Raw genomic sequence first — 16,732 nt, forward strand, 5'->3', positions numbered from 1 at the left:
CACCAGTAGCATAGCCGGACCGCAGGCTATATTCGCAACGTGGCACATCGGCTCTTCCTCCTCCGGCACGGCCAGACCGAGTGGTCCGTCAACGGACGGCACACCGGACGCACCGACATCCCGCTCACGACCGCCGGCGAGGGGCAGGCCCGCGCGGCGGGCGGCACCTTGCGCGCGGTGCTCGGCGGCAACCCGGCGCTCGTCCTCTCCAGCCCCCGCACCCGCGCGCTGCGGACGGCCGAACTGGCCGGGCTGCGCGTCGACGAGGTCACCGAAGAGCTGGCCGAATGGGACTACGGCGACTACGAGGGCGTCACCACGCCGGTGATCCGCGAGACCGTTCCCGGCTGGACGGTCTGGTCACATCCGATCCCCGGCGGCGAAAGCGCGGAGGACGTCAACGTCCGCGCGGACAAGCTGATCGACCGAGTCCGCGAACCGCTCGGCAAGGGTGACGTGATCCTCGTCGGGCACGGGCATTTCAGCCGGGTCCTGGTCGCGCGCTGGATCGGCCTCCCGTCGACCGCGGGCGTCCACTTCGGACTCGACCCGGCCGGCGTCGCCGTGCTCGGCGACGAGCGCGGCGAGCCGCAGATCGAACACCTCAACCTGCTGCCCACGACGGAGGACTAGTGGACGACCGCATCCGGCGCATCCGCGAAGAAGACGTGGACGCCGTCGTCCGGCTCGTCTACGACCTCGCCGAGTTCGAACGCGCCCCGGACGAATGCCACCTCACGCCCGAGCAGTTGCGCGTCGCACTGTTCGGCGAGGCTCCGGGACTGTTCGGGCACGTCGCCGAGGTCGACGGCGAGATCGTCGGCTACGCGCTCTGGTTCCTCAATTTCTCCACCTGGCGCGGCGTGCACGGCATCTACCTGGAGGACCTCTACGTCCGCCCCGAGCAGCGCGGCTCCGGCCTCGGCAAGGCGCTCCTGGCCACTCTCGCGGCCGTCTGCGTCGAGCGCGGCTACGCGCGCCTCGAATGGTCAGTGCTCAACTGGAACCCGGCACAGGGGTTCTACAAGTCCCTCGGCGCCGTGCCGATGGACGAATGGACCGTCGACCGTCTCACCGACGAGCCACTGAAGGCACTGGCCGCCCAGGTCTAGTCCCGCTCCTCGCGTTCGCGACGCGCCGCGCGACCCGCGGCGCCGTCGCGCTCGGCGGCTTCTTCCTCGCTCTCGCCTTCCTGCATCCCGAGCGCCCACGCGCGCGAGGGGCGACGGAACAGCAGCACGATGACGGCGACGCCGATCAGCGCGAGCGGCACTCCCCACACCGGCTGCCCGGACGGGCCCGCGCCGTACCAACCGACGCCGACCAGGATCAGCGCGACCACCACGCCGGGCGACCTCGCCCACGTCTTCCCCATCATCAGGCCGGCCGCGCAAGCCAGCGTTCCGGCGGCGAGGACGAGGTAATAGGCGACCTCGGCCAGGAGGTTCTCCGGTCCGGCCTGGCCGTTGACCAGGAGCAGGATCGCGAACACGATCAGGGCGAGCCCCGGCAGCGCGGTGACGGCCCCGGCGAGGCGGACTTCACGGGGCGCGGGCGAGAGCTTGTCGGCGATGGACACGGCGAAACAGCCTTCCAGGCTTCCGGACACGGTGCTCCACCAGGGCGGGTCACCGTACGTGAGCACATTCGATCGTATGCCACCCGGTCGGCCGGTTTCCCCTCGCCGCCGCATGGGAAGAATTGGCAGTGTCGTCGATGAGCGGGCGGTCGGCCCGGGTGCACTTGTCACGACGCGCTGTCACCAGCCGGCAGTGAGGAGGGACGCCCGCCACAGGGCCATACAGTGCTGCTCCGAGGACGCACGGGCCATTGAGCTTCGCGTCACCTGACGCTCCCCTCTTCGGGCCGAAGAGGCTTACCCTGCGGTATGTGCGTGCCATCCTCGTCGTGAACCCCCAGGCCACCTCGACCACCGCCGGTGGCCGTGACGTGCTGGCGCACGCACTGGCCAGCCAGGTCAAACTCGACGTGGTGGAGACCGACTACCGCGGCCACGCGATGGCCGTGGCGCGGTCCGCCGCCCGCGACGGGATCGACCTGGTGGTCGCCCACGGCGGCGACGGCACGGTCAACGAGGTCGTCAACGGCCTGCTCGCGGACGCCGACGGCGATCCGGCGAAGGTCGGGGGCGCGCCCATGCTCGGTGTCGTGCCGGGCGGCTCGGCGAACGTCTTCGCCCGGGCGCTGGGCATCGCGCACGATCCCGTGGAAGCGACCCATCAGCTCCTCAACGCCATCGAGAACGACCGGAGCCGCGAAGTCGGCCTCGGGATCGCCGACGGCCACTGGTTCACCTTCAACGCCGGCCTGGGCTGGGACGCGGACGTCGTCGGCCGCGTCGCCAAACGCCGGGGCAAGCAGACCACCGCCGGGCTCTACCTGAGGGCCGCGGTGGCGTCGCATCTGCGGCCTCCGCTCGGCCGCCCGCCGCTCACGGTCAGGATCCCGGGTGAAGAGCCCACCGAAGTGCTGACCGCTTTCGTGTCGAACACCGATCCGTGGAGTTACCTGGGCAACCGTCCCGTCCACCTGAACCCGGGCAGCTCGTTCGACACCGGACTGGGCCTTTTCGCGTTGAACGGTCTGGGATTGCCCACCGTGTTCAAGCATGTACGGCAGGCATTGCTCACGAAGAGCAACCAACGCGGCCGACGTCTCCTTCGTCACGATGACCTGCCGATGATCCGCATAGACGCTGCTGAACCGGTAAACTTCCAGGTGGACGGCGACCTCGTCGGCCAGCGGAAGAGGGTGGAGTTCTTCAGCGTCCCGGGAGCACTGACGGTAATCGTCTGACGACCGGACCGCTGATCGCCTGCGGCAAAGTACGAACTGCCGCTCATCGACGCAGAACCTCCGCTCACCGCATCGGCCTTCCCTTCGGAAGGCTGTTTCGGAACGAAACCGCAGGTCAGAAGCGTCGCTCGGCCGGGTGAGCTGACTCACCGATCTTCAGAAAACCCTTGTCGAAACGGGTGCTTCGTGAAAGCATTCACAAGCACCCAAAAAAACGACCGCCATGACGACTATGGCGCGGAGTACCGCGCCGTTATGAAGGAGCTCAGAAACATGGACTGGCGCCACGACGCGGCCTGCCGAGACGAGGACCCCGAGCTGTTCTTCCCCGTGGGAACCAGCGGTCCTGCTCTGTCGCAGGTAGCGCAGGCGAAGGCCGTGTGCCACCGCTGCACCGTCGCTTCCGACTGCTTGGCCTGGGCATTGGCCAGCGGGCAGGACGCAGGCGTTTGGGGCGGGATGAGCGAGGACGAGCGACGGGCCCTGAAGCGCCGTCGTACGCACATCGGCACGCGTACCTCCGCCTGAGTCTTTCGGACTCAGCACGCTTCATCGCATTACTCACAACTGAGCAAGACCCCAAGCTTCGGGAAACTCCCGCGGCGTAGTGGCTGCATGGCCGCTCGTCGCGAGGTGACACGTACCCGACTTGAGCTTAACAAGCGAGGCCGACACGCCCTCACGGGGGTATGGCTTCAGCGGACTTTTTCCAAGTCCTCCCGCGGAACCGTTACAGGGCCGGCGCCACTTCTCTTCGGGCGCCGGCCCTAAAACGTGTCCGGATGAGACTGTCCCTTGTGGACGATCACAAGGGACGGTCCACCAGACCCGTTGGCGGAGCTGAGATTCATCCGGAGAGCGGCCGTACCCGTGAACCCGCCCCGGCCGAAGGCCCCGCTATCGCGCTGGCAGGGCGCCTTCACACTTACGCGACCGGCAAGACCAGGTCGCGCCCTGCCGACGTCGATGGCGGACGCGGGTTCACTCACAGAGACTCAGAGCCGTCGGGACAAGGGGATCCGCAGCGCCGCTTCGGTTCCCAGCCGTCGCCCGGCGGTCTCCTCGGATTCCCCACGCAACCCGCGGATCGACAGCGATCCGCGCAGCTCCGACTCGACCAGTGTCCGCACGATCTGGAGCCCGAGGCCGTCACTGCGTTCCAGCGAGAAACCCGAGGGAAGCCCGCGTCCGTTGTCGCGGATGACGACGTCGAGCCAGCGGGCGGAGCGCTCCACGACGAGTTCGACCTTGCCCGGCCGTCCGTCGGGGAACGCGTGCTCGATGGCGTTCTGGACGAGTTCGGCCAGCACCATCACCAACGGCGTCGCGATTTCGGCGACGACGACACCGAACGAGCCGGTGCGCGAAAGCCCGACCTGAGATTCCGCCGTCGCGACCTCGCCGACCATCGGGAGGACGTTGTCGAGCAGCTTGTCGAGATCGACCCGCTCGTCCACCGAGATGGACAGCGCCTCGTGCACCATCGCGATCGACGAGACCCGCCGCACGGACTCGCCGAGCGCGAGCCGCGCCTCCTCGCTGGAGGTCCGGCGCGACTGGAGCCGCAGCAGCGCGGCGACGGTCTGGAGGTTGTTCTTCACACGATGGTGGATCTCGCGGATGGTCGCGTCCTTCGAAAGGAGAGCGCGGTCACGGCGCTTCACCTCGGTGACGTCGCGCACCAGCACCAGCGCGCCCGCGGCCTGCCCGGCGGGACGCAGCGGCAGCGCACGGAAGAGCACGACGGCGCCGCGCCGGGAATCCGCCTCCGTGCGGCTGCTGGGCTTGCCGTCGAGCGCCTCGATGATCCGGTGGGACACCTCGGTCGCGTCGAACGGGTCACGGATGAGCGACCGGGTCAGCGGCGCGAGGCGCTGCCCGACGAGATCGGACTCGTGCCCCATCCGGTGATAGGCCGACAACCCGTTCGGGCTGGCGAAGACCACCGTGCCGGTCGGGTCGAGGCGGATCAGGCCGTCGCCGACCCGTGGGCTCGTATGCGTGTCCGTCTGGTTACCCGGGCTGGGGAACGTGCCGTCGACGATCATCTGGCACAGGTCGCCCGCGCTGCCGAGATACGCGATCTCGAGCGGGCTGGGCACCCGTGAGGCCGCCAGGTTGGTCTCGCGGCTGAGGACGGCGATCACCGTGCCGGCGAACACCACCGGGATGGCCTCGCGGCGCATCGGCAGGTCGCGGTACCAGTGCGGATCCTCTTCGCGGCAGATCCGCACCTCGCGGCTCGCCTTGGCCAGCTGCGGATGCTCGTCGACGGTGAACCGGGAGCCGACGACGTCCTCCGGATGGGCCGTCGGCGCCGTCGTCGGGCGTGCGTGGGCGACGCAGACGTAGTCGCCGCCGTCCGGCTGCAGCTCCTCCGAGACGGCGACCCAGAGCAGGAAGTCGGCGAAGGACAGGTCGGCCAGCAGTTGCCATTCGGCGACCACGGTCTGGAGATGGTCCGCGGCTTCACCGGACAGGCCGGTGTTCTCCGCGAGCAGATCGGAAAGGGTGGACACGTCCCCATCCAAGCAGGGTGAGGGCCGCATGACACACTGGAGAGGTTGACCCTGGCCCAGCGGTGTCGTACCACCCCGCGAGGGCCACTCGGACGAGGAGTGAAACATGTCGAAGCGCGCCCGCAAGCGTCGCGACCGTAAGAAGAACGGCGCGAACCACGGCAAGAAGCCCAACTCCTGATCATTCGATCAGACGGCGAAGGCCCCCGCACCGATCCGGTACGGGGGCCTTCGTGTGTCCTGAGTCGCCTTACTCGAAGGTCTGCTCGATCTTGACCTCGGTGCGTTCGATGGTGATCGCGCCCTTGGTCTGCACGGTCTGGCGGATCGAGGCCCGCAGCCGGGACTTGAGGTCGTCCGGCGCGTGGTCACCGCCGCACTTGCGGGCGAGGAGCTGCTTGATGTGCTCGTCGATGCCGTATTCCTCGAGGCACGGCGGGCAGTCCTCGATGTGCTTGCGCAGGGCGGCGTCGCGCTCGGCGCTGCACTCCTTGTCCAGCAGCAGGTAGATGTCGGCGAGGGCTTCCTCGCACCTGACCTTGTCGTCCGCGCCGGCGCAGTAGTCCTCGCTCATCGCCCCGCCACCTCCTGCTGTTTGCCCGCGCGGATGAAGCCCCGCTCACGGGCGACGTCGGCGAGCAGGTCACGGAGCTGGGCGCGGCCGCGGTGCAGCCGGGACATCACGGTGCCGATGGGCGTGTCCATGATCTCGGCGATCTCCTTGTACGCGAAACCTTCGACATCGGCGAGGTAGACCGCGAGGCGGAACTCCTCGGGCAGCTTCTGCAGCGCTTCCTTGACGTCGGCGTCGGGCAGGTTGTCCATCGCCTCGACCTCGGCCGAGCGCAGCCCGCTGGAGGTGTGACTCTCCGCCTTGGCGATCTGCCAGTCGGTGATCTCCTCGGTGGGCTGCTGCACCGGCTGGCGCTGACGCTTGCGATAGCCGTTGATGTAGGTGTTCGTGAGGATGCGGTACATCCACGCCTTGAGGTTGGTGCCCGCCTTGAAGGACGCGAAGGCCGCGTACGCCTTCAGGTACGTCTCCTGGACGAGGTCCTCGGCGTCGGCGGGGTTCCGGGTCATCCGCATGGCGGCCGAGTACAGCTGGTCGAGCAGGGGCATCGCGTCCCGCTCGAAGCGCTCGGCCCGCGCGGCCGCCTCTTCGGCGTCCGTGCCCGTGTCCGGCGCGGGATTCTGCGTGCTCGGCAAACCGTTCCCTTCCCGATCGGCGTCGATGCGCTTGTGCGCATGAGACGTCGTCGAGTTTACGCGCGGGCGGATCACCTGGCCGCCCGGCGTGCGCGGGATCAGGATTCGGGGAGCTTCGAGTGTGGTGGACACGTGCCTTTCAACAGTGCGGCCCGGCCGGGCATTCCCGGCGCGCTCGTAGACTCCGCCCATGGCAGGCAAGGGAACCCCGGCGACGGCACTGCTGGCGAAGCAGAAAGTGGCGCACGTGCTGCACGCCTACGACCACGACCCGCGGGCGGAGTCGTACGGCCTCGAAGCCGTCGAAGCGCTGGGGCTCGACCCCGCGCGCGTGTTCAAGACACTGGTCGCCGACGTCGACGGGAAACTGACCGTCGGCGTGGTCCCGGTCACCGGTCAGCTGGATCTGAAGGCGCTGGCGGCCGCCGTGGGCGGGAAGAAGGCGAAGATGGCCGACCCCGCCGCCGCCCAGCGCGCGACGGGATACGTGCTCGGCGGGATCTCGCCGCTCGGGCACCGGAGCAGGCTGCCGGTGGTGATCGACTCGTCGGCGGAGAAGTTCGAGACCGTGCACTGCTCGGCGGGGCGACGCGGGCTGGAGGTCGAACTCGCGCCCGGCGACCTGGCGCGGCTCACCGGTGCCGTGGTCGCGCCGATCGCCGGCTGACCTCCCCCTCGCGAGGGAGCGGAGCCGGACCGCAGCGGGAAGATCACGCGGCCGCGCTCGGGAATCGTCTTCGGCAAGCGAACGACGATTCCTGGGAGCGACGAAATGACCGAGACCCTGCCCAGCGTACCGAGATGGGCGAACCTCGCCGCCCACGCGACGCTGCTGGTGACGTTGCCGTCCGGGCTGTGGCGGATCGCGATGGGCCTGAGTATCCCGGTCGGGTTCACCGAGCAGGGGCTGGCGGAATTCGGCATACCGGGCTGGGGCACGGCCTACGTCTTCGGACTGAGCCTGCTCGCCGAAGCGCTCGCGTTCCTCACCCTCGGGCTCGTCCGGCCGTGGGGTGAGGTGTGGCCGCGCTGGATACCGGGGCTGCGCGGACGGCGGATCCCGCCGCTCGCGGCGATCCTCCCGGCCGCCGCGGGCGCGATCGCCCTGACCGGGCTGGGTGTCCAGGGACTGTTCGGCTGGGCGGAGGCCGGTTCCTCGATGGGGCCGGGGAGCTGGGAAGACTCGCCGGTCTACGGCATCGTCATGGCGGCCTGTTACGCGCCGCTCCTGCTCTGGGGCCCGTTGCTGGCGGCCGTCACCGTCCACTACGCGCGGCGGCGGCTCTCAGGTGAGCGGCCGCAGCACACGCTCCAGCCACTCGGCGGCCGCGCGTGACACGCCTTCGAGGTCGGCGCTGAGGTTGTGATCGCCCTTGAGCACCACGATCTCGTGATGCGGCCCCGCCTTGGGCAGACCGAACGGGTCCCGGTCACCCTGCACCACCAGGGTCGGGACCTCTACGGCGTCCAGTTCACCCTGCCGGGTCTTCTCCGGCTTCCCCGGCGGATGCTCGGGGAAGGCCAGGCAGAGCACCGCCACCGCCTGTCCCGTCGCGGCGGTCCGGCAGGCGACGCGGGCCCCGGACGACCGGCCGCCGAACACGAGCGGAAGGTCGTCGAAGCGCGCGGAGATCTCGTCGGCCACGGTGAGCCAGGCGGTGTCGAGCTGGGTGGCGGGTGCGGGCGCCCGGCGGCCCGCCACCCGGTACGGCTGCTCGACGAGCGCGACGTGGACACCCACCGCCTGCGCCGCGCGGGTGACCGCGACCAGGTCCTTCGCGCCGATGCCCCCGCCCGCGCCGTGGCCGAGCATCAGCACCGCGATGCCTTCCTCGGCACAGTGCAGTTCGGCCCGCGCGGGGCCGTAGGCGGTGTCGATCTCCAGCTTCGTCATGAGTTCGGCAGCTCGAAGAGCGAGCTTTCGGCGACGGGTTCGACGCGGTCCAGCAGCTCCGGGCCGTTGTTGCGGACGTTGTTGACCAGGCTGGACACCGGCCGCAGCTCGATCGTGTCGACCAGGTCCGCCGGGGGCGGGACGAGCAGGTCGGTGACGTCTGCACGATCCGGGTCGAGCCAGGTGTCCCACTTTTCGCGCGGCATCAGCAGCGGCATGCGGTGGTGGATGTCGGTGAGCCTGCCGACCGAGTCGGTGGTGATCACGGAGAAGGTGATCAGCGGGTCGGCTTCCTTGTCGTCCTTCGGCCGCCAGGTCTCCCAGATCCCGGCGAACGCGAGCGACTCGTCACCCGGTCCGGTCATGAAGAAGGGCTGCTTCTCCTTGCCGTCGCGCCGCCACTCGAACCAGCCGTCGGCGGGGACGAGGCAACGCCGCGCGGAAACCGCCTTCTTGAACGACGGCTTCTCCTTGGCGGTCTCGGCACGCGTGTTGATCATCTTCGAGCCGACGCCGGGGTCCTTCGCCCAGAACGGGACCAGCCCCCAGCGCATCATCCGCAGCGACCGCACGGCGGGCTCGTCTTCGAGCACCGCGCCGTCGGCGTCACGCGGATGCCGCTGGACGACGGTGGGGACGACCTTGGTCGGCGCCACGTTGTGATCGGTCCGGACCCGGCCCTCGGTCAGGTCCACCGCGGCGAACTCGTCGATCAGCGCCGCCGGGTCCTTGGTCGCGGCATAACGCCCGCACATGCGAAAACCTCCCTGATCGACAGCCATCGTTACACGCTACCGATGCGTTGGCGAGCAGCATGGGATCATAGTTGCGCGGTATGCGAAGAGCAGGAGGCGGTTTGGCTGGCAAGGACTGGCGCAGGCTGGACGAATCCGACGTGCGGATCCGGCCCGGCAAGGGCACCAGGCCGCGCAGCAAACGCCGCCCCGAGCACGCGGACGCCTCCACGGCGATGGTCATCGGCAAGGACCGCGGGCGCTGGACCTGCGCGATCGACTCGGATCCCGACCGGGTCGTCACCGCGATGCGGGCCCGCGAGATGGGCCGGGTCTCGGTCGTCGTCGGCGACACCGTCGGCATCGTCGGCGACGTGAGCGGCAAGCCGGACACGCTCGCCCGCATCATCCGGGTGGACGAACGTTCCAGTGTGCTGCGCCGGACCGCGGACGACACCGACCCCTTCGAACGGGTGGTGGTCGCCAACGCCGAGCAACTGCTGATCGTGACCGCGCTGGCCGATCCCCCGCCGCGCACCGGCTTCATCGACCGCTGTCTCGTCGCCTGTTACGCGGGCGGCCTCGAACCGGTCCTGTGCCTGACGAAGGCCGACCTCGCGAGCCCGGACGAACTCCTCGCCGGCTACGCGGGCCTCGACATCCCGGCCGTGGTCACCCGGCACGACGAGCATCCGGACGAACTGGCCGGGCGGCTCAAGGACCGGGTCACCGCGCTGGTCGGGCATTCCGGGGTCGGGAAGTCCACTTTGGTCAACCGGCTGGTGCCGGACGCCGGACTGGCGACCGGCGTGGTCAGCGCGGTCGGCAAGGGCAGGCACACGTCCGTCGCGGCGGTCGCGCTCTCCCTGCCCGGCGGTGGCTGGGTGGTCGACACGCCGGGTATCCGCTCCTTCGGGCTGGCCCACGTGACCGCCGACGACATCGTGCTCGCCTTCGAGGAGTTCGCCGAGGCCGCCGAGGAGTGTCCCTCTGGCTGCGGCCACCTCGGGCCGCCTTCGGACCCGGACTGCGCCCTCGACGACGTGGTCACCGAGGGTGACGCGAGCCAGGAGCGTTTGACCTCGTTGCGGCGTCTCCTGGGCTCCCGAGCTGGGCATGACGACGATCGGTAACTAATTTCGGCTTCGCGCGATAACCCGTTCGGATTAGATCAACTTTTCTGAGGGGTCCTCTTGAAGCGCGTAACCACACTCGCCGCCATCACCACGGCCGCCGTCCTGGCGCTGTCCGCCTGCGGTGGCGAGAAGCAGCCCGGCGCGGCTGCCCCCGCTCCTGCTCCTACCGAGCAGAAGAGCCTGCTTTCGGCGCCGCTCGGCGACCCGATCCAGCTCGCGGCCCTGACCCGCGAGAGCACCAAGAAGGCCAAGTCGTCGAAGGTGACGATGGAGAGCGTCGCCGGCACCGAGAAGCAGACGGTGACCGGACAGGGCGTGTACGACGGCGAGAACACCAAGTTCTCGATGTCCATGGACAGCGACGGCAAGAAGCTGGACGTGGTGTTCGTCGACAGCGCGCTGTACTTCAAGCTCGACGCGGCCGACAAGGCCGAGATGAAGACCGACAAGTCGTACGTGAAGATCTCGGCCGACGGCCAGGACCCCATCTCGCAGCTGCTCGGCAAGATGATGTCGAAGGCCATCAAGGACAGTGACCCGTCGCGCACCCTCGAGCAGGTCTCGAAGGCGGGCAAGATCACGAAGTCGGACCAGGTCGAGCTGAACGGTGAGCCGACCAACCACTACGTCATCGAGATCGAGGTCGAGAAGGCCATCGCCCTCGTCGTCGGCGACATCGGCATCCCCCTGCCCGCCGACGTGCTGAAGCAGCTCGACGCGAAGCTCAAGGGCAAGAACGTCACCATCCCCACCGAACTGTGGCTCAACGCCGACCAGCTCCCGCTGCAGGTCGTTTCGGACCAGACCGCGTTCGTGAAGGCCATGGGCGCCCCCGGTGACGGCGTCGCCAAGACCACGGTCAAGTACACCGACTGGGGCAGCCCGGTGAACATCACCGCCCCGCCCGCCGACCAGGTCGGCGACCTGGCGGAGATGATGAAGAAGGCCGGCGGCCGGTAGATGCGTCGTACCTTCAAACTCGTCGCGGTCGCCGCGGCCCTGACCCTCGTGGTCACGGGCTGCGGCACCCGTCCGGAGGCGACCCCCGAGCCCGCCAAGGGCGGCGGCGAGCTCGCGCTGGCCACCCCGTTCACCGACGCGCTCGGCCTCGTCGAGGCCGCGAAGCAGGGAACTCGGAAAGCGAAGTCCTCCACGACGACCATCGACGGCATGCTCGGGGCCCAAGCGGTCACGGGCACGGTGAAGGCGTTCTACGACGGTCCCGCCACGAAGCTCGACGCGAACATGACCGTCGACGGCGAAACGGTCGGGATGCGGCTGGTGGACCGGGTCCTGTTCATCAAGCTGTCCGGCGAGCAGCGGGCCCAGTTCAAGACGGCCAAGACCTGGGGAAAGATCCCGCTGGACAGCGAGGAACCCCGGAGGAAGGCCATCGGGAAGGCCATGCAGCGGTCCTTCGAGATGGGCGATCCGGCGAAGCAGCTGGAGATGGTCGAAAAGACCGGCAGGATCATCAAGTCGGAACAGACCCAGCTGAACGGCGTGCCGGTGAACCACTACTTCGTGGAATTCGACATGCGGAAGCAGTTCGACCTGTTCCTCGGCGACGACCTGCCCGCGGACCAGCGGGCAGACGTCGAGAAGCGGCTCGAAGGCAAGGACCTCCGGGTTCCGGCCGAGCTGTGGATCAACGCCGAGCAGCTTCCGGTGAAGATGACCATGGACATGACCGCGCTCATGAAGGGGATGGGGGCGCCCGAGTCGGTCGACGCCAAATCGACCTACACCTACAGCGACTGGGGCGTGGCCGTCGATGTCTCCCCGCCGCCCGACGGTGAGGTCGCCGACTACATCGAGCTGATGGGCGGCTAGACCTTTTGCGCGTGAAGGCCCCCTTCCTCGGCTGAGCCGAGGGAAGGGGGCCTTCACGCGCTTCCGGACCATCGGACGGTGGAAATTCACGCGCCAGGCGCTACGGTAGTGGTACAGACCATTCACCCGAGGGAGTCCCATGCGTGCCACCGGATTCGCCGTCGTCTGTACCGCTCTCCTGCTGCTGGGCGGCTGTGCCGGGGAAGAAAAACCGGTGGTGAACGACGCGGCGCAACTGGCCTCGGCCGCCGCCGCGGGCACGCAGAAGGCCCGCTCGTCCAAGATCGCGCTCGAGACCACCGCGGAGGACGGCCGCAAGGTCGTGGTCACCAGTTCCGGGCTCTACGAGGGCCCGAACAGCAAGTTCTCCATGGTCGCCGAGGTCGCGGGTGAGAAACGGGACCTGATCTTCGCCGACGGCGTCCTCTACTACCACCTGTCGGACACGCAGGTCCAGGAGTTCAAGACCGACAAGGAATGGGTCAAGATCACGCCCGACGGCAAGGATTCGCTCTCCGCGGCCAACGGCGCGTTGCTGACGAACGTCGTCGAGACGATGGATCCGACGCGGACGATCGACCGGATCTCGAAGTCGGGCAAGGTCACCAAGTCCGAACAGACCGACGTGGACGGCACGGCCGCCACGCGGTACGCCCTCGATCTCGGCGGCGCCCCGGCCGAGCTGTGGCTGGACGGCGAGCAGCGCCCGGTGCGGGTCACCCTCGGCAAGACCACGGTCAAGTACGACAGCTGGGCTTCGGATGTCGTGATCATCGCGCCGCCGCCGGAAGCGGTTGGCGACAGCCGCTGAGCCGTCCCCCGATCGGGGTGCGGACCGCGGCTGTGTTTCGCTGGGGCGCCCGCCTTTGAAAGCAGGTCCTCATGCGGAGAACGGCCCTGTCCACCGTCTTGCTCGTACTCGGCGCACTGCTCGGCGCGTGCGACAGCGGAGCCGTGTCGTTCGCCGACGCCCGCGCGCTCGCCGACGGAGCCACGTCCGCCATGGACGGCAAGGCCGCGAAGTTCGTCACCGAGGTCACCGCGGGCACGATGCGGTCGAAGAGCCAGGGACAGGCGAGGGTCGCGGGGGCGGGCACCGCGCTGGCCATGACCACGGACTTCCTCGGCGAACCCCTCGAACTCCGCCTCGTCGACAAGATCGTCTTCGCCAAGGTCCCGGAGGCCGCCCGCGAGGACGTCCCCGGCGGAAAGCCGTGGGTGAAGGTCTCCCCCGACGGCGCGGACCCGTTTTCGCAGGTCGCCGGCGGCAGTATCGACCAGCTGGCGAAGCAGAACGACCCCGGCCGCACGCTCGGCCAGGTGCGGAAGGCGGGCACGCTCGTCGAATCCGGGCACACCGAACTCGACGGGGTGCCCGCCGAGCACTATCGGCTGGACGTCGACATGGCCGCGCTGGGCGGTGATCTGCCCGCCGGGTTGTCGGCCGAGGCCATCGGGGAACTGCAGGGGAAGCTCGGGAAGATCCCCATGGAGGTCTGGCTCGACGATGCGCACCGGCCGTTGCGGATCGTGCTCGACCTCGCGCCGGTTCTCGCCGCTTCGGGTGTCCCGGACAGCGCGATGGCCCGGATCGTCACGAGCTACAGCGAATGGGGCACGCAGGCCGACATCCAGGCGCCGCCGCCGGAGGAGATCGGGGAAATCCCGGCGGGCTGACCCGTCACGTTCCCCGCGCGCGTCTCGTCCTTCTCGTGAAGGCAGGACAGGAGGAACGAACATGCGGGTGATGGTGATCGGGGCGACCGGGGTGCTGGGGCGTCCGCTGGTGCGGCGGCTGCTGGCCGAAGGTCACGAAGTGAGCGGGCTGGCCCGCGGGGTGGACCGGGTCGCGGCGGTGCGCGCGACCGGCGCGAAACCGGTGCAAGGTTCGCTGTTCGACGTCGATTCCCTGGCAGGCGCGCTGAACGGGCACGACGCGGTGCTGAACGTCGCGACCCGCATCCCGGACACGCGCCACGCGATGACGTTGTCCGGCTGGGCCGAGAACGACCGCGTGCGGATCACCGGCAGCCGGACCCTGGCGGACGCCGTGCGCAGGGTCGGCGAAGTGGGGATCGTGGTGCAGGAAGGGATCTCGTTCGTCTACGCCGACGGCGGCGACCAGGAACTGGACGAGGACGCGCCCCTCGAGCTGCGTGGCAACATCGCGTCTTCGACGGTGGCGCACGCGAACATCGCGGAACTGGCGGACGAGGGGCGCACCGCGATCCGGCTGCGGATCGGGCTCCTGGTCGCCGACGATCCGATGACCACGACGATGCTGGCTGCCGCGCGGCGCGGTTCGCCGTTGATCCTCGGCCGACGGACCGACTGGACCGCGGCGATCCACCCGGACGACGCGGCGGCGGGCGCGATCGCGGCGCTGCGGGCACCGAGCGGCGTCTACAACCTGGCCGCGGATCCGGTGCGGAAGCAGGAACTCGGCGAGGCGATGGCCGCCGCGGCCGGTGTCCGCCGTCCGCACGCGCTGCCGAAGTGGCTGGCGAACCGGCTGGGCCTGATGTCGGTGCTGGCGCGTTCGCAGCGCGTCGTCTCGACCCGGCTCACCGAGGCGACCGGCTGGCGCCCCGAACGCCCGGTGCCCGGCCCGTCCTGGTTCTGACGCGTTCAGTCCTCTGAATGCGGTAGTCGCGCGTGCAAGGACCGCGTTCAGAGGACTGAATGCGGGCGGGGTTAGAGGAGTTCCAGCAGGAACGGGAGCTCTTGGGGCGCGTACCAGGCGAGTTCGTGGTCTTCGGCGTCGCCGAGGGTGAACTCCGCGTCCGGGTCGCCGAGGTCGGCCTGGTCGATCACCGCGGCGGCGGCCCGCACGGACTCCGCGGCCTCGGCGGCGTCGACGTGGATCGCGGCGACGTCGGCGATCTTCACCGGCCCGGACAGCCGGACGACGGCGGCGTCGAGATCCGCGCGCAGTGTGACCTCCTCGACGTCCGCCGAGATCACCACGCGCCGCGGCTCGGGCTTCTCCTCGGCCGCGATCAGCCGGAGCGACGCCCTCGCGGCGTCGAGCAGCGCGGCGTACTCGAGCTCTTCGTCGGATCCGCTGGCGTAGGACTCCCGCAACGCCGGGGTCAGCGCGAATCCCGTGCCACTCCGCGCCCGGAACTCGCCGGTGGTTTCGAGCTCACGGAGCATCGCGATCGTCGCCGGTAGATAGACCCTCACCAGTGCGCACCCTTCAGCTCTTCCAACGATTCCTCGATCATCCCGGCGAGCAGGTCCACATCGGACACGGCCTTGCGATCGCCGTTCAGTCCGAAGTAGACACCCCCGTGATACGAGGTGACCCCGATCGCCAGCGCCTGATTGCGCACCAGCGGCATGACCGGGAACATCTCCACCATCTTCGCCTGTCCCGCGTAGAGCGGCACCTGCGGGCCCGGTGAGTTGGTGATCAGCACGTTGAAGATGCGTCCCGACATCGACCCCGCCGCCCGCGCGCCCAGCGAATGCAGCGTCGCCGGGGCGAAACCGCCGACCGTCAGCAGCCCGCGCGCGGCGACGGACCGGCCGGAGTCGAGGTGGTCCGCCATCGCGTGCCCGATGTGCTGCAACCGCAGGACCGCGTTCGGCTCCCCGACCGGGAGATCGACCAGATAGGCGTCGACCTGGTTCCCGACCAGCGCCGGCGTCGAGTATTCGGCCGTCTCGGCGTCGCGGACGGCCATCGGCACCAGCGCGCGCACGGTGGTCGTCGCGGTCAGGTTCGAGCCGCGGGAAAGCAGCCATTCCCGCAGCGCGCCGGTGATCGCGGCGAGCACGACGTCGTTGACCGTGCCGCCGTGCGCGGCGCGGACCTTGCGGAAATCCTCCAGCCGCGTACGGACCACGGCGAACATGCGGCCGCCCGAGGTGCGGACGTTGAGCGGCCCGGACGGCGCCGGATTCACCATGGTCTTCAGCGCCGACGCGACGTCTCCGACCGTTTCGGTGACCTTGCCCGCCATCGCGGTGGCGTCGTGGGCGATGGAACGGACGTTCTCCACCAGCTCCGTCGGCCGCTGCACGGTCTCGGCGACCGCGTCGAGGATCAGCTGCGTACGGCTCGGTTCCCGGCGGGGATGCCAGGTGTCGTCGAACGGCTCCGGCTCCTGCGGGGTGCCGTCGAGGATGAGCTGCCCGAGCTCGATGGTGCCCAGCCCGTCCACGACGGACTGATGCGTCTTGGTCACCAGCGCGACGCGGTCTCCCGCGAGCCCCTCGACGAAGTACGCCTCCCAGAGCGGCCTTCCCGGATCGAGCCGACGCGACATCAGCCGCGCCACGAGATCGAACAGCTGGCCGTCGGACCCCGGCTGCGGCAGCGCGGACCGGCGGACGTGGTAGTTCAGGTCGAAGTCGACGTCGTCGACCCACACCGGCCGGGCGAGATGCCCCGGCACCTCCAGCACCCGCTGCCGGTAACGCGGCAGGAACGCGAGGCGCTGCCCGATCAGGTCCAGGAGCTGCTCGTGGGTGAAGCCGTCGCGCGGCCGCTCGAAGACCGCCACCCCGCCGACGTGCATCGGGGTCGAGTGGTCTTCCACGTACAGGAACGAGGCGTCCAGCGCGGAGAGGCGGTCGGGCATG

The 16,732-nt window shown here is 69.4% G+C and carries 21 protein-coding genes; 13 read left to right on the forward strand and 8 right to left on the reverse strand.

The window, feature by feature from the left end; all coding sequences use genetic code 11:
* Positions 1 to 39: 39 nt before the first annotated feature.
* Together DMH01_RS05215 and DMH01_RS05220 are read left to right on the forward strand one after the other, a co-directional pair.
* On the forward strand, positions 40 to 633 hold the full coding sequence (locus DMH01_RS05215) for an acid phosphatase (protein WP_125673943.1): 594 nt from the start codon (positions 40 to 42) through the stop codon (positions 631 to 633).
* Positions 633 to 1,112 (forward strand): GNAT family N-acetyltransferase, encoded by a 480-nt coding sequence (locus DMH01_RS05220; protein ID WP_125673944.1) that lies wholly within the window; start codon positions 633 to 635, stop codon positions 1,110 to 1,112. Before DMH01_RS05215 ends, DMH01_RS05220 begins: the two co-directional genes overlap by 1 nt.
* Here DMH01_RS05220 and DMH01_RS05225 read toward each other — a convergent pair.
* Entirely contained in the window at positions 1,109 to 1,645 is a 537-nt protein-coding gene (locus DMH01_RS05225; RefSeq protein WP_125673945.1) for a hypothetical protein, read from the reverse strand. The genes DMH01_RS05220 and DMH01_RS05225 overlap by 4 nt on opposite strands.
* A gap of 245 nt (positions 1,646 to 1,890) precedes the next feature.
* On the opposite strand from DMH01_RS05225, the gene DMH01_RS05230 reads away from it, so the two are divergent.
* Positions 1,891 to 2,817, forward strand: coding sequence for a diacylglycerol kinase family protein (locus tag DMH01_RS05230; RefSeq protein ID WP_125673946.1), 927 nt, complete (start codon positions 1,891 to 1,893; stop codon positions 2,815 to 2,817).
* 273 nt (positions 2,818 to 3,090) lie between these two features.
* Positions 3,091 to 3,345: a WhiB family transcriptional regulator gene (locus tag DMH01_RS05235; RefSeq protein ID WP_007028999.1), complete on the forward strand. Its 255-nt coding sequence runs from the start codon at positions 3,091 to 3,093 to the stop codon at positions 3,343 to 3,345.
* A 467-nt stretch (positions 3,346 to 3,812) separates the two neighbouring features.
* Here DMH01_RS05235 and DMH01_RS05240 read toward each other — a convergent pair whose 3' ends face one another.
* Complete coding sequence (locus tag DMH01_RS05240; protein ID WP_034305170.1) at positions 3,813 to 5,336, reverse strand: sensor histidine kinase; 1,524 nt, start codon at positions 5,334 to 5,336, stop codon at positions 3,813 to 3,815.
* A gap of 106 nt (positions 5,337 to 5,442) precedes the next feature.
* On the opposite strand from DMH01_RS05240, the gene DMH01_RS43650 reads away from it, so the two are divergent.
* A complete protein-coding gene (locus DMH01_RS43650; RefSeq protein ID WP_369299112.1) occupies positions 5,443 to 5,517 on the forward strand; it encodes a 50S ribosomal protein bL37 in 75 nt (24 codons plus the stop codon).
* Between the two features lie 69 nt (positions 5,518 to 5,586).
* Here DMH01_RS43650 and rsrA read toward each other — a convergent pair whose 3' ends face one another.
* Complete coding sequence (rsrA, locus tag DMH01_RS05245) at positions 5,587 to 5,910, reverse strand: mycothiol system anti-sigma-R factor (protein ID WP_034305173.1); 324 nt, start codon at positions 5,908 to 5,910, stop codon at positions 5,587 to 5,589.
* On the reverse strand, positions 5,907 to 6,545 hold the full coding sequence (locus DMH01_RS05250; RefSeq protein WP_026466946.1) for a sigma-70 family RNA polymerase sigma factor: 639 nt from the start codon (positions 6,543 to 6,545) through the stop codon (positions 5,907 to 5,909). The genes rsrA and DMH01_RS05250 overlap by 4 nt, the downstream gene beginning before the upstream one ends.
* Before the next feature lie 190 nt (positions 6,546 to 6,735).
* On the opposite strand from DMH01_RS05250, the gene ybaK reads away from it, so the two are divergent.
* Positions 6,736 to 7,212, forward strand: coding sequence for a Cys-tRNA(Pro) deacylase (gene ybaK / locus DMH01_RS05255; RefSeq protein WP_125673947.1), 477 nt, complete (start codon positions 6,736 to 6,738; stop codon positions 7,210 to 7,212).
* A gap of 105 nt (positions 7,213 to 7,317) precedes the next feature.
* On the forward strand, positions 7,318 to 7,881 hold the full coding sequence (locus DMH01_RS05260; RefSeq protein WP_125673948.1) for a hypothetical protein: 564 nt from the start codon (positions 7,318 to 7,320) through the stop codon (positions 7,879 to 7,881).
* Here the strand turns inward: DMH01_RS05260 and DMH01_RS05265 are convergent.
* Entirely contained in the window at positions 7,831 to 8,439 is a 609-nt protein-coding gene (locus tag DMH01_RS05265) for an alpha/beta family hydrolase (protein WP_125673949.1), read from the reverse strand. The genes DMH01_RS05260 and DMH01_RS05265 overlap by 51 nt on opposite strands.
* Positions 8,436 to 9,194, reverse strand: a complete 759-nt coding sequence (locus tag DMH01_RS05270; protein WP_125674347.1) for an SOS response-associated peptidase — start codon at positions 9,192 to 9,194, stop codon at positions 8,436 to 8,438. Before DMH01_RS05270 ends, DMH01_RS05265 begins: the two co-directional genes overlap by 4 nt.
* 101 nt (positions 9,195 to 9,295) lie before the next feature.
* Between DMH01_RS05270 and rsgA the strand changes: the two genes are divergently transcribed.
* From rsgA to DMH01_RS05300, 6 genes are all read left to right on the forward strand, one after another.
* On the forward strand, positions 9,296 to 10,306 hold the full coding sequence (rsgA, locus tag DMH01_RS05275; protein ID WP_125673950.1) for a ribosome small subunit-dependent GTPase A: 1,011 nt from the start codon (positions 9,296 to 9,298) through the stop codon (positions 10,304 to 10,306).
* Positions 10,307 to 10,366: 60 nt separating this feature from the next.
* Entirely contained in the window at positions 10,367 to 11,269 is a 903-nt protein-coding gene (locus tag DMH01_RS05280; RefSeq protein WP_125673951.1) for a hypothetical protein, read from the forward strand.
* The gene (locus tag DMH01_RS05285; RefSeq protein WP_125673952.1) at positions 11,270 to 12,142 is read left to right on the forward strand and encodes a hypothetical protein; all 873 of its coding nucleotides are present in this window, start codon (positions 11,270 to 11,272) and stop codon (positions 12,140 to 12,142) included.
* Between the two features lie 139 nt (positions 12,143 to 12,281).
* Positions 12,282 to 12,953 carry a hypothetical protein gene (locus tag DMH01_RS05290; protein ID WP_125673953.1) on the forward strand — a complete coding sequence of 224 codons (672 nt, stop codon included), beginning with the start codon at positions 12,282 to 12,284 and terminating at the stop codon, positions 12,951 to 12,953.
* A 71-nt stretch (positions 12,954 to 13,024) separates the two neighbouring features.
* Entirely contained in the window at positions 13,025 to 13,819 is a 795-nt protein-coding gene (locus tag DMH01_RS05295; protein WP_125673954.1) for a hypothetical protein, read from the forward strand.
* Positions 13,820 to 13,880: 61 nt separating this feature from the next.
* Positions 13,881 to 14,765, forward strand: a complete 885-nt coding sequence (locus tag DMH01_RS05300) for an NAD(P)-dependent oxidoreductase (RefSeq protein ID WP_125673955.1) — start codon at positions 13,881 to 13,883, stop codon at positions 14,763 to 14,765.
* A gap of 71 nt (positions 14,766 to 14,836) precedes the next feature.
* Here the strand turns inward: DMH01_RS05300 and DMH01_RS05305 are convergent, their stop codons facing one another.
* Together DMH01_RS05305 and DMH01_RS05310 are read right to left on the reverse strand one after the other, a co-directional pair.
* Positions 14,837 to 15,328: a hypothetical protein gene (locus DMH01_RS05305; RefSeq protein WP_125673956.1), complete on the reverse strand. Its 492-nt coding sequence runs from the start codon at positions 15,326 to 15,328 to the stop codon at positions 14,837 to 14,839.
* Positions 15,325 to 16,731: a wax ester/triacylglycerol synthase family O-acyltransferase gene (locus DMH01_RS05310; protein WP_125673957.1), complete on the reverse strand. Its 1,407-nt coding sequence runs from the start codon at positions 16,729 to 16,731 to the stop codon at positions 15,325 to 15,327. Before DMH01_RS05310 ends, DMH01_RS05305 begins: the two co-directional genes overlap by 4 nt.
* Between the last annotated feature and the right edge of the window lies 1 nt (position 16,732).

The organism is Amycolatopsis sp. WAC 04182 (assembly GCF_003947465.1).
Classification (GTDB): domain Bacteria; phylum Actinomycetota; class Actinomycetes; order Mycobacteriales; family Pseudonocardiaceae; genus Amycolatopsis.

Coding starts and splice junctions, on each gene's coding strand:
- DMH01_RS05235 (WP_007028999.1), top strand. CDS start 3,091: ATGGACTGGCGCCACGACGCGGCCTGCCGAGACGAGGACCCCGAGCTG.
- rsrA (WP_034305173.1), bottom strand. CDS start 5,910: ATGAGCGAGGACTACTGCGCCGGCGCGGACGACAAGGTCAGGTGCGAG.
- ybaK (WP_125673947.1), top strand. CDS start 6,736: ATGGCAGGCAAGGGAACCCCGGCGACGGCACTGCTGGCGAAGCAGAAA.
- DMH01_RS05260 (WP_125673948.1), top strand. CDS start 7,318: ATGACCGAGACCCTGCCCAGCGTACCGAGATGGGCGAACCTCGCCGCC.
- DMH01_RS05265 (WP_125673949.1), bottom strand. CDS start 8,439: ATGACGAAGCTGGAGATCGACACCGCCTACGGCCCCGCGCGGGCCGAA.
- DMH01_RS05270 (WP_125674347.1), bottom strand. CDS start 9,194: ATGTGCGGGCGTTATGCCGCGACCAAGGACCCGGCGGCGCTGATCGAC.
- DMH01_RS05285 (WP_125673952.1), top strand. CDS start 11,270: ATGCGTCGTACCTTCAAACTCGTCGCGGTCGCCGCGGCCCTGACCCTC.
- DMH01_RS05290 (WP_125673953.1), top strand. CDS start 12,282: ATGCGTGCCACCGGATTCGCCGTCGTCTGTACCGCTCTCCTGCTGCTG.
- DMH01_RS05295 (WP_125673954.1), top strand. CDS start 13,025: ATGCGGAGAACGGCCCTGTCCACCGTCTTGCTCGTACTCGGCGCACTG.
- DMH01_RS05300 (WP_125673955.1), top strand. CDS start 13,881: ATGCGGGTGATGGTGATCGGGGCGACCGGGGTGCTGGGGCGTCCGCTG.
- DMH01_RS05310 (WP_125673957.1), bottom strand. CDS start 16,731: ATGCCCGACCGCCTCTCCGCGCTGGACGCCTCGTTCCTGTACGTGGAA.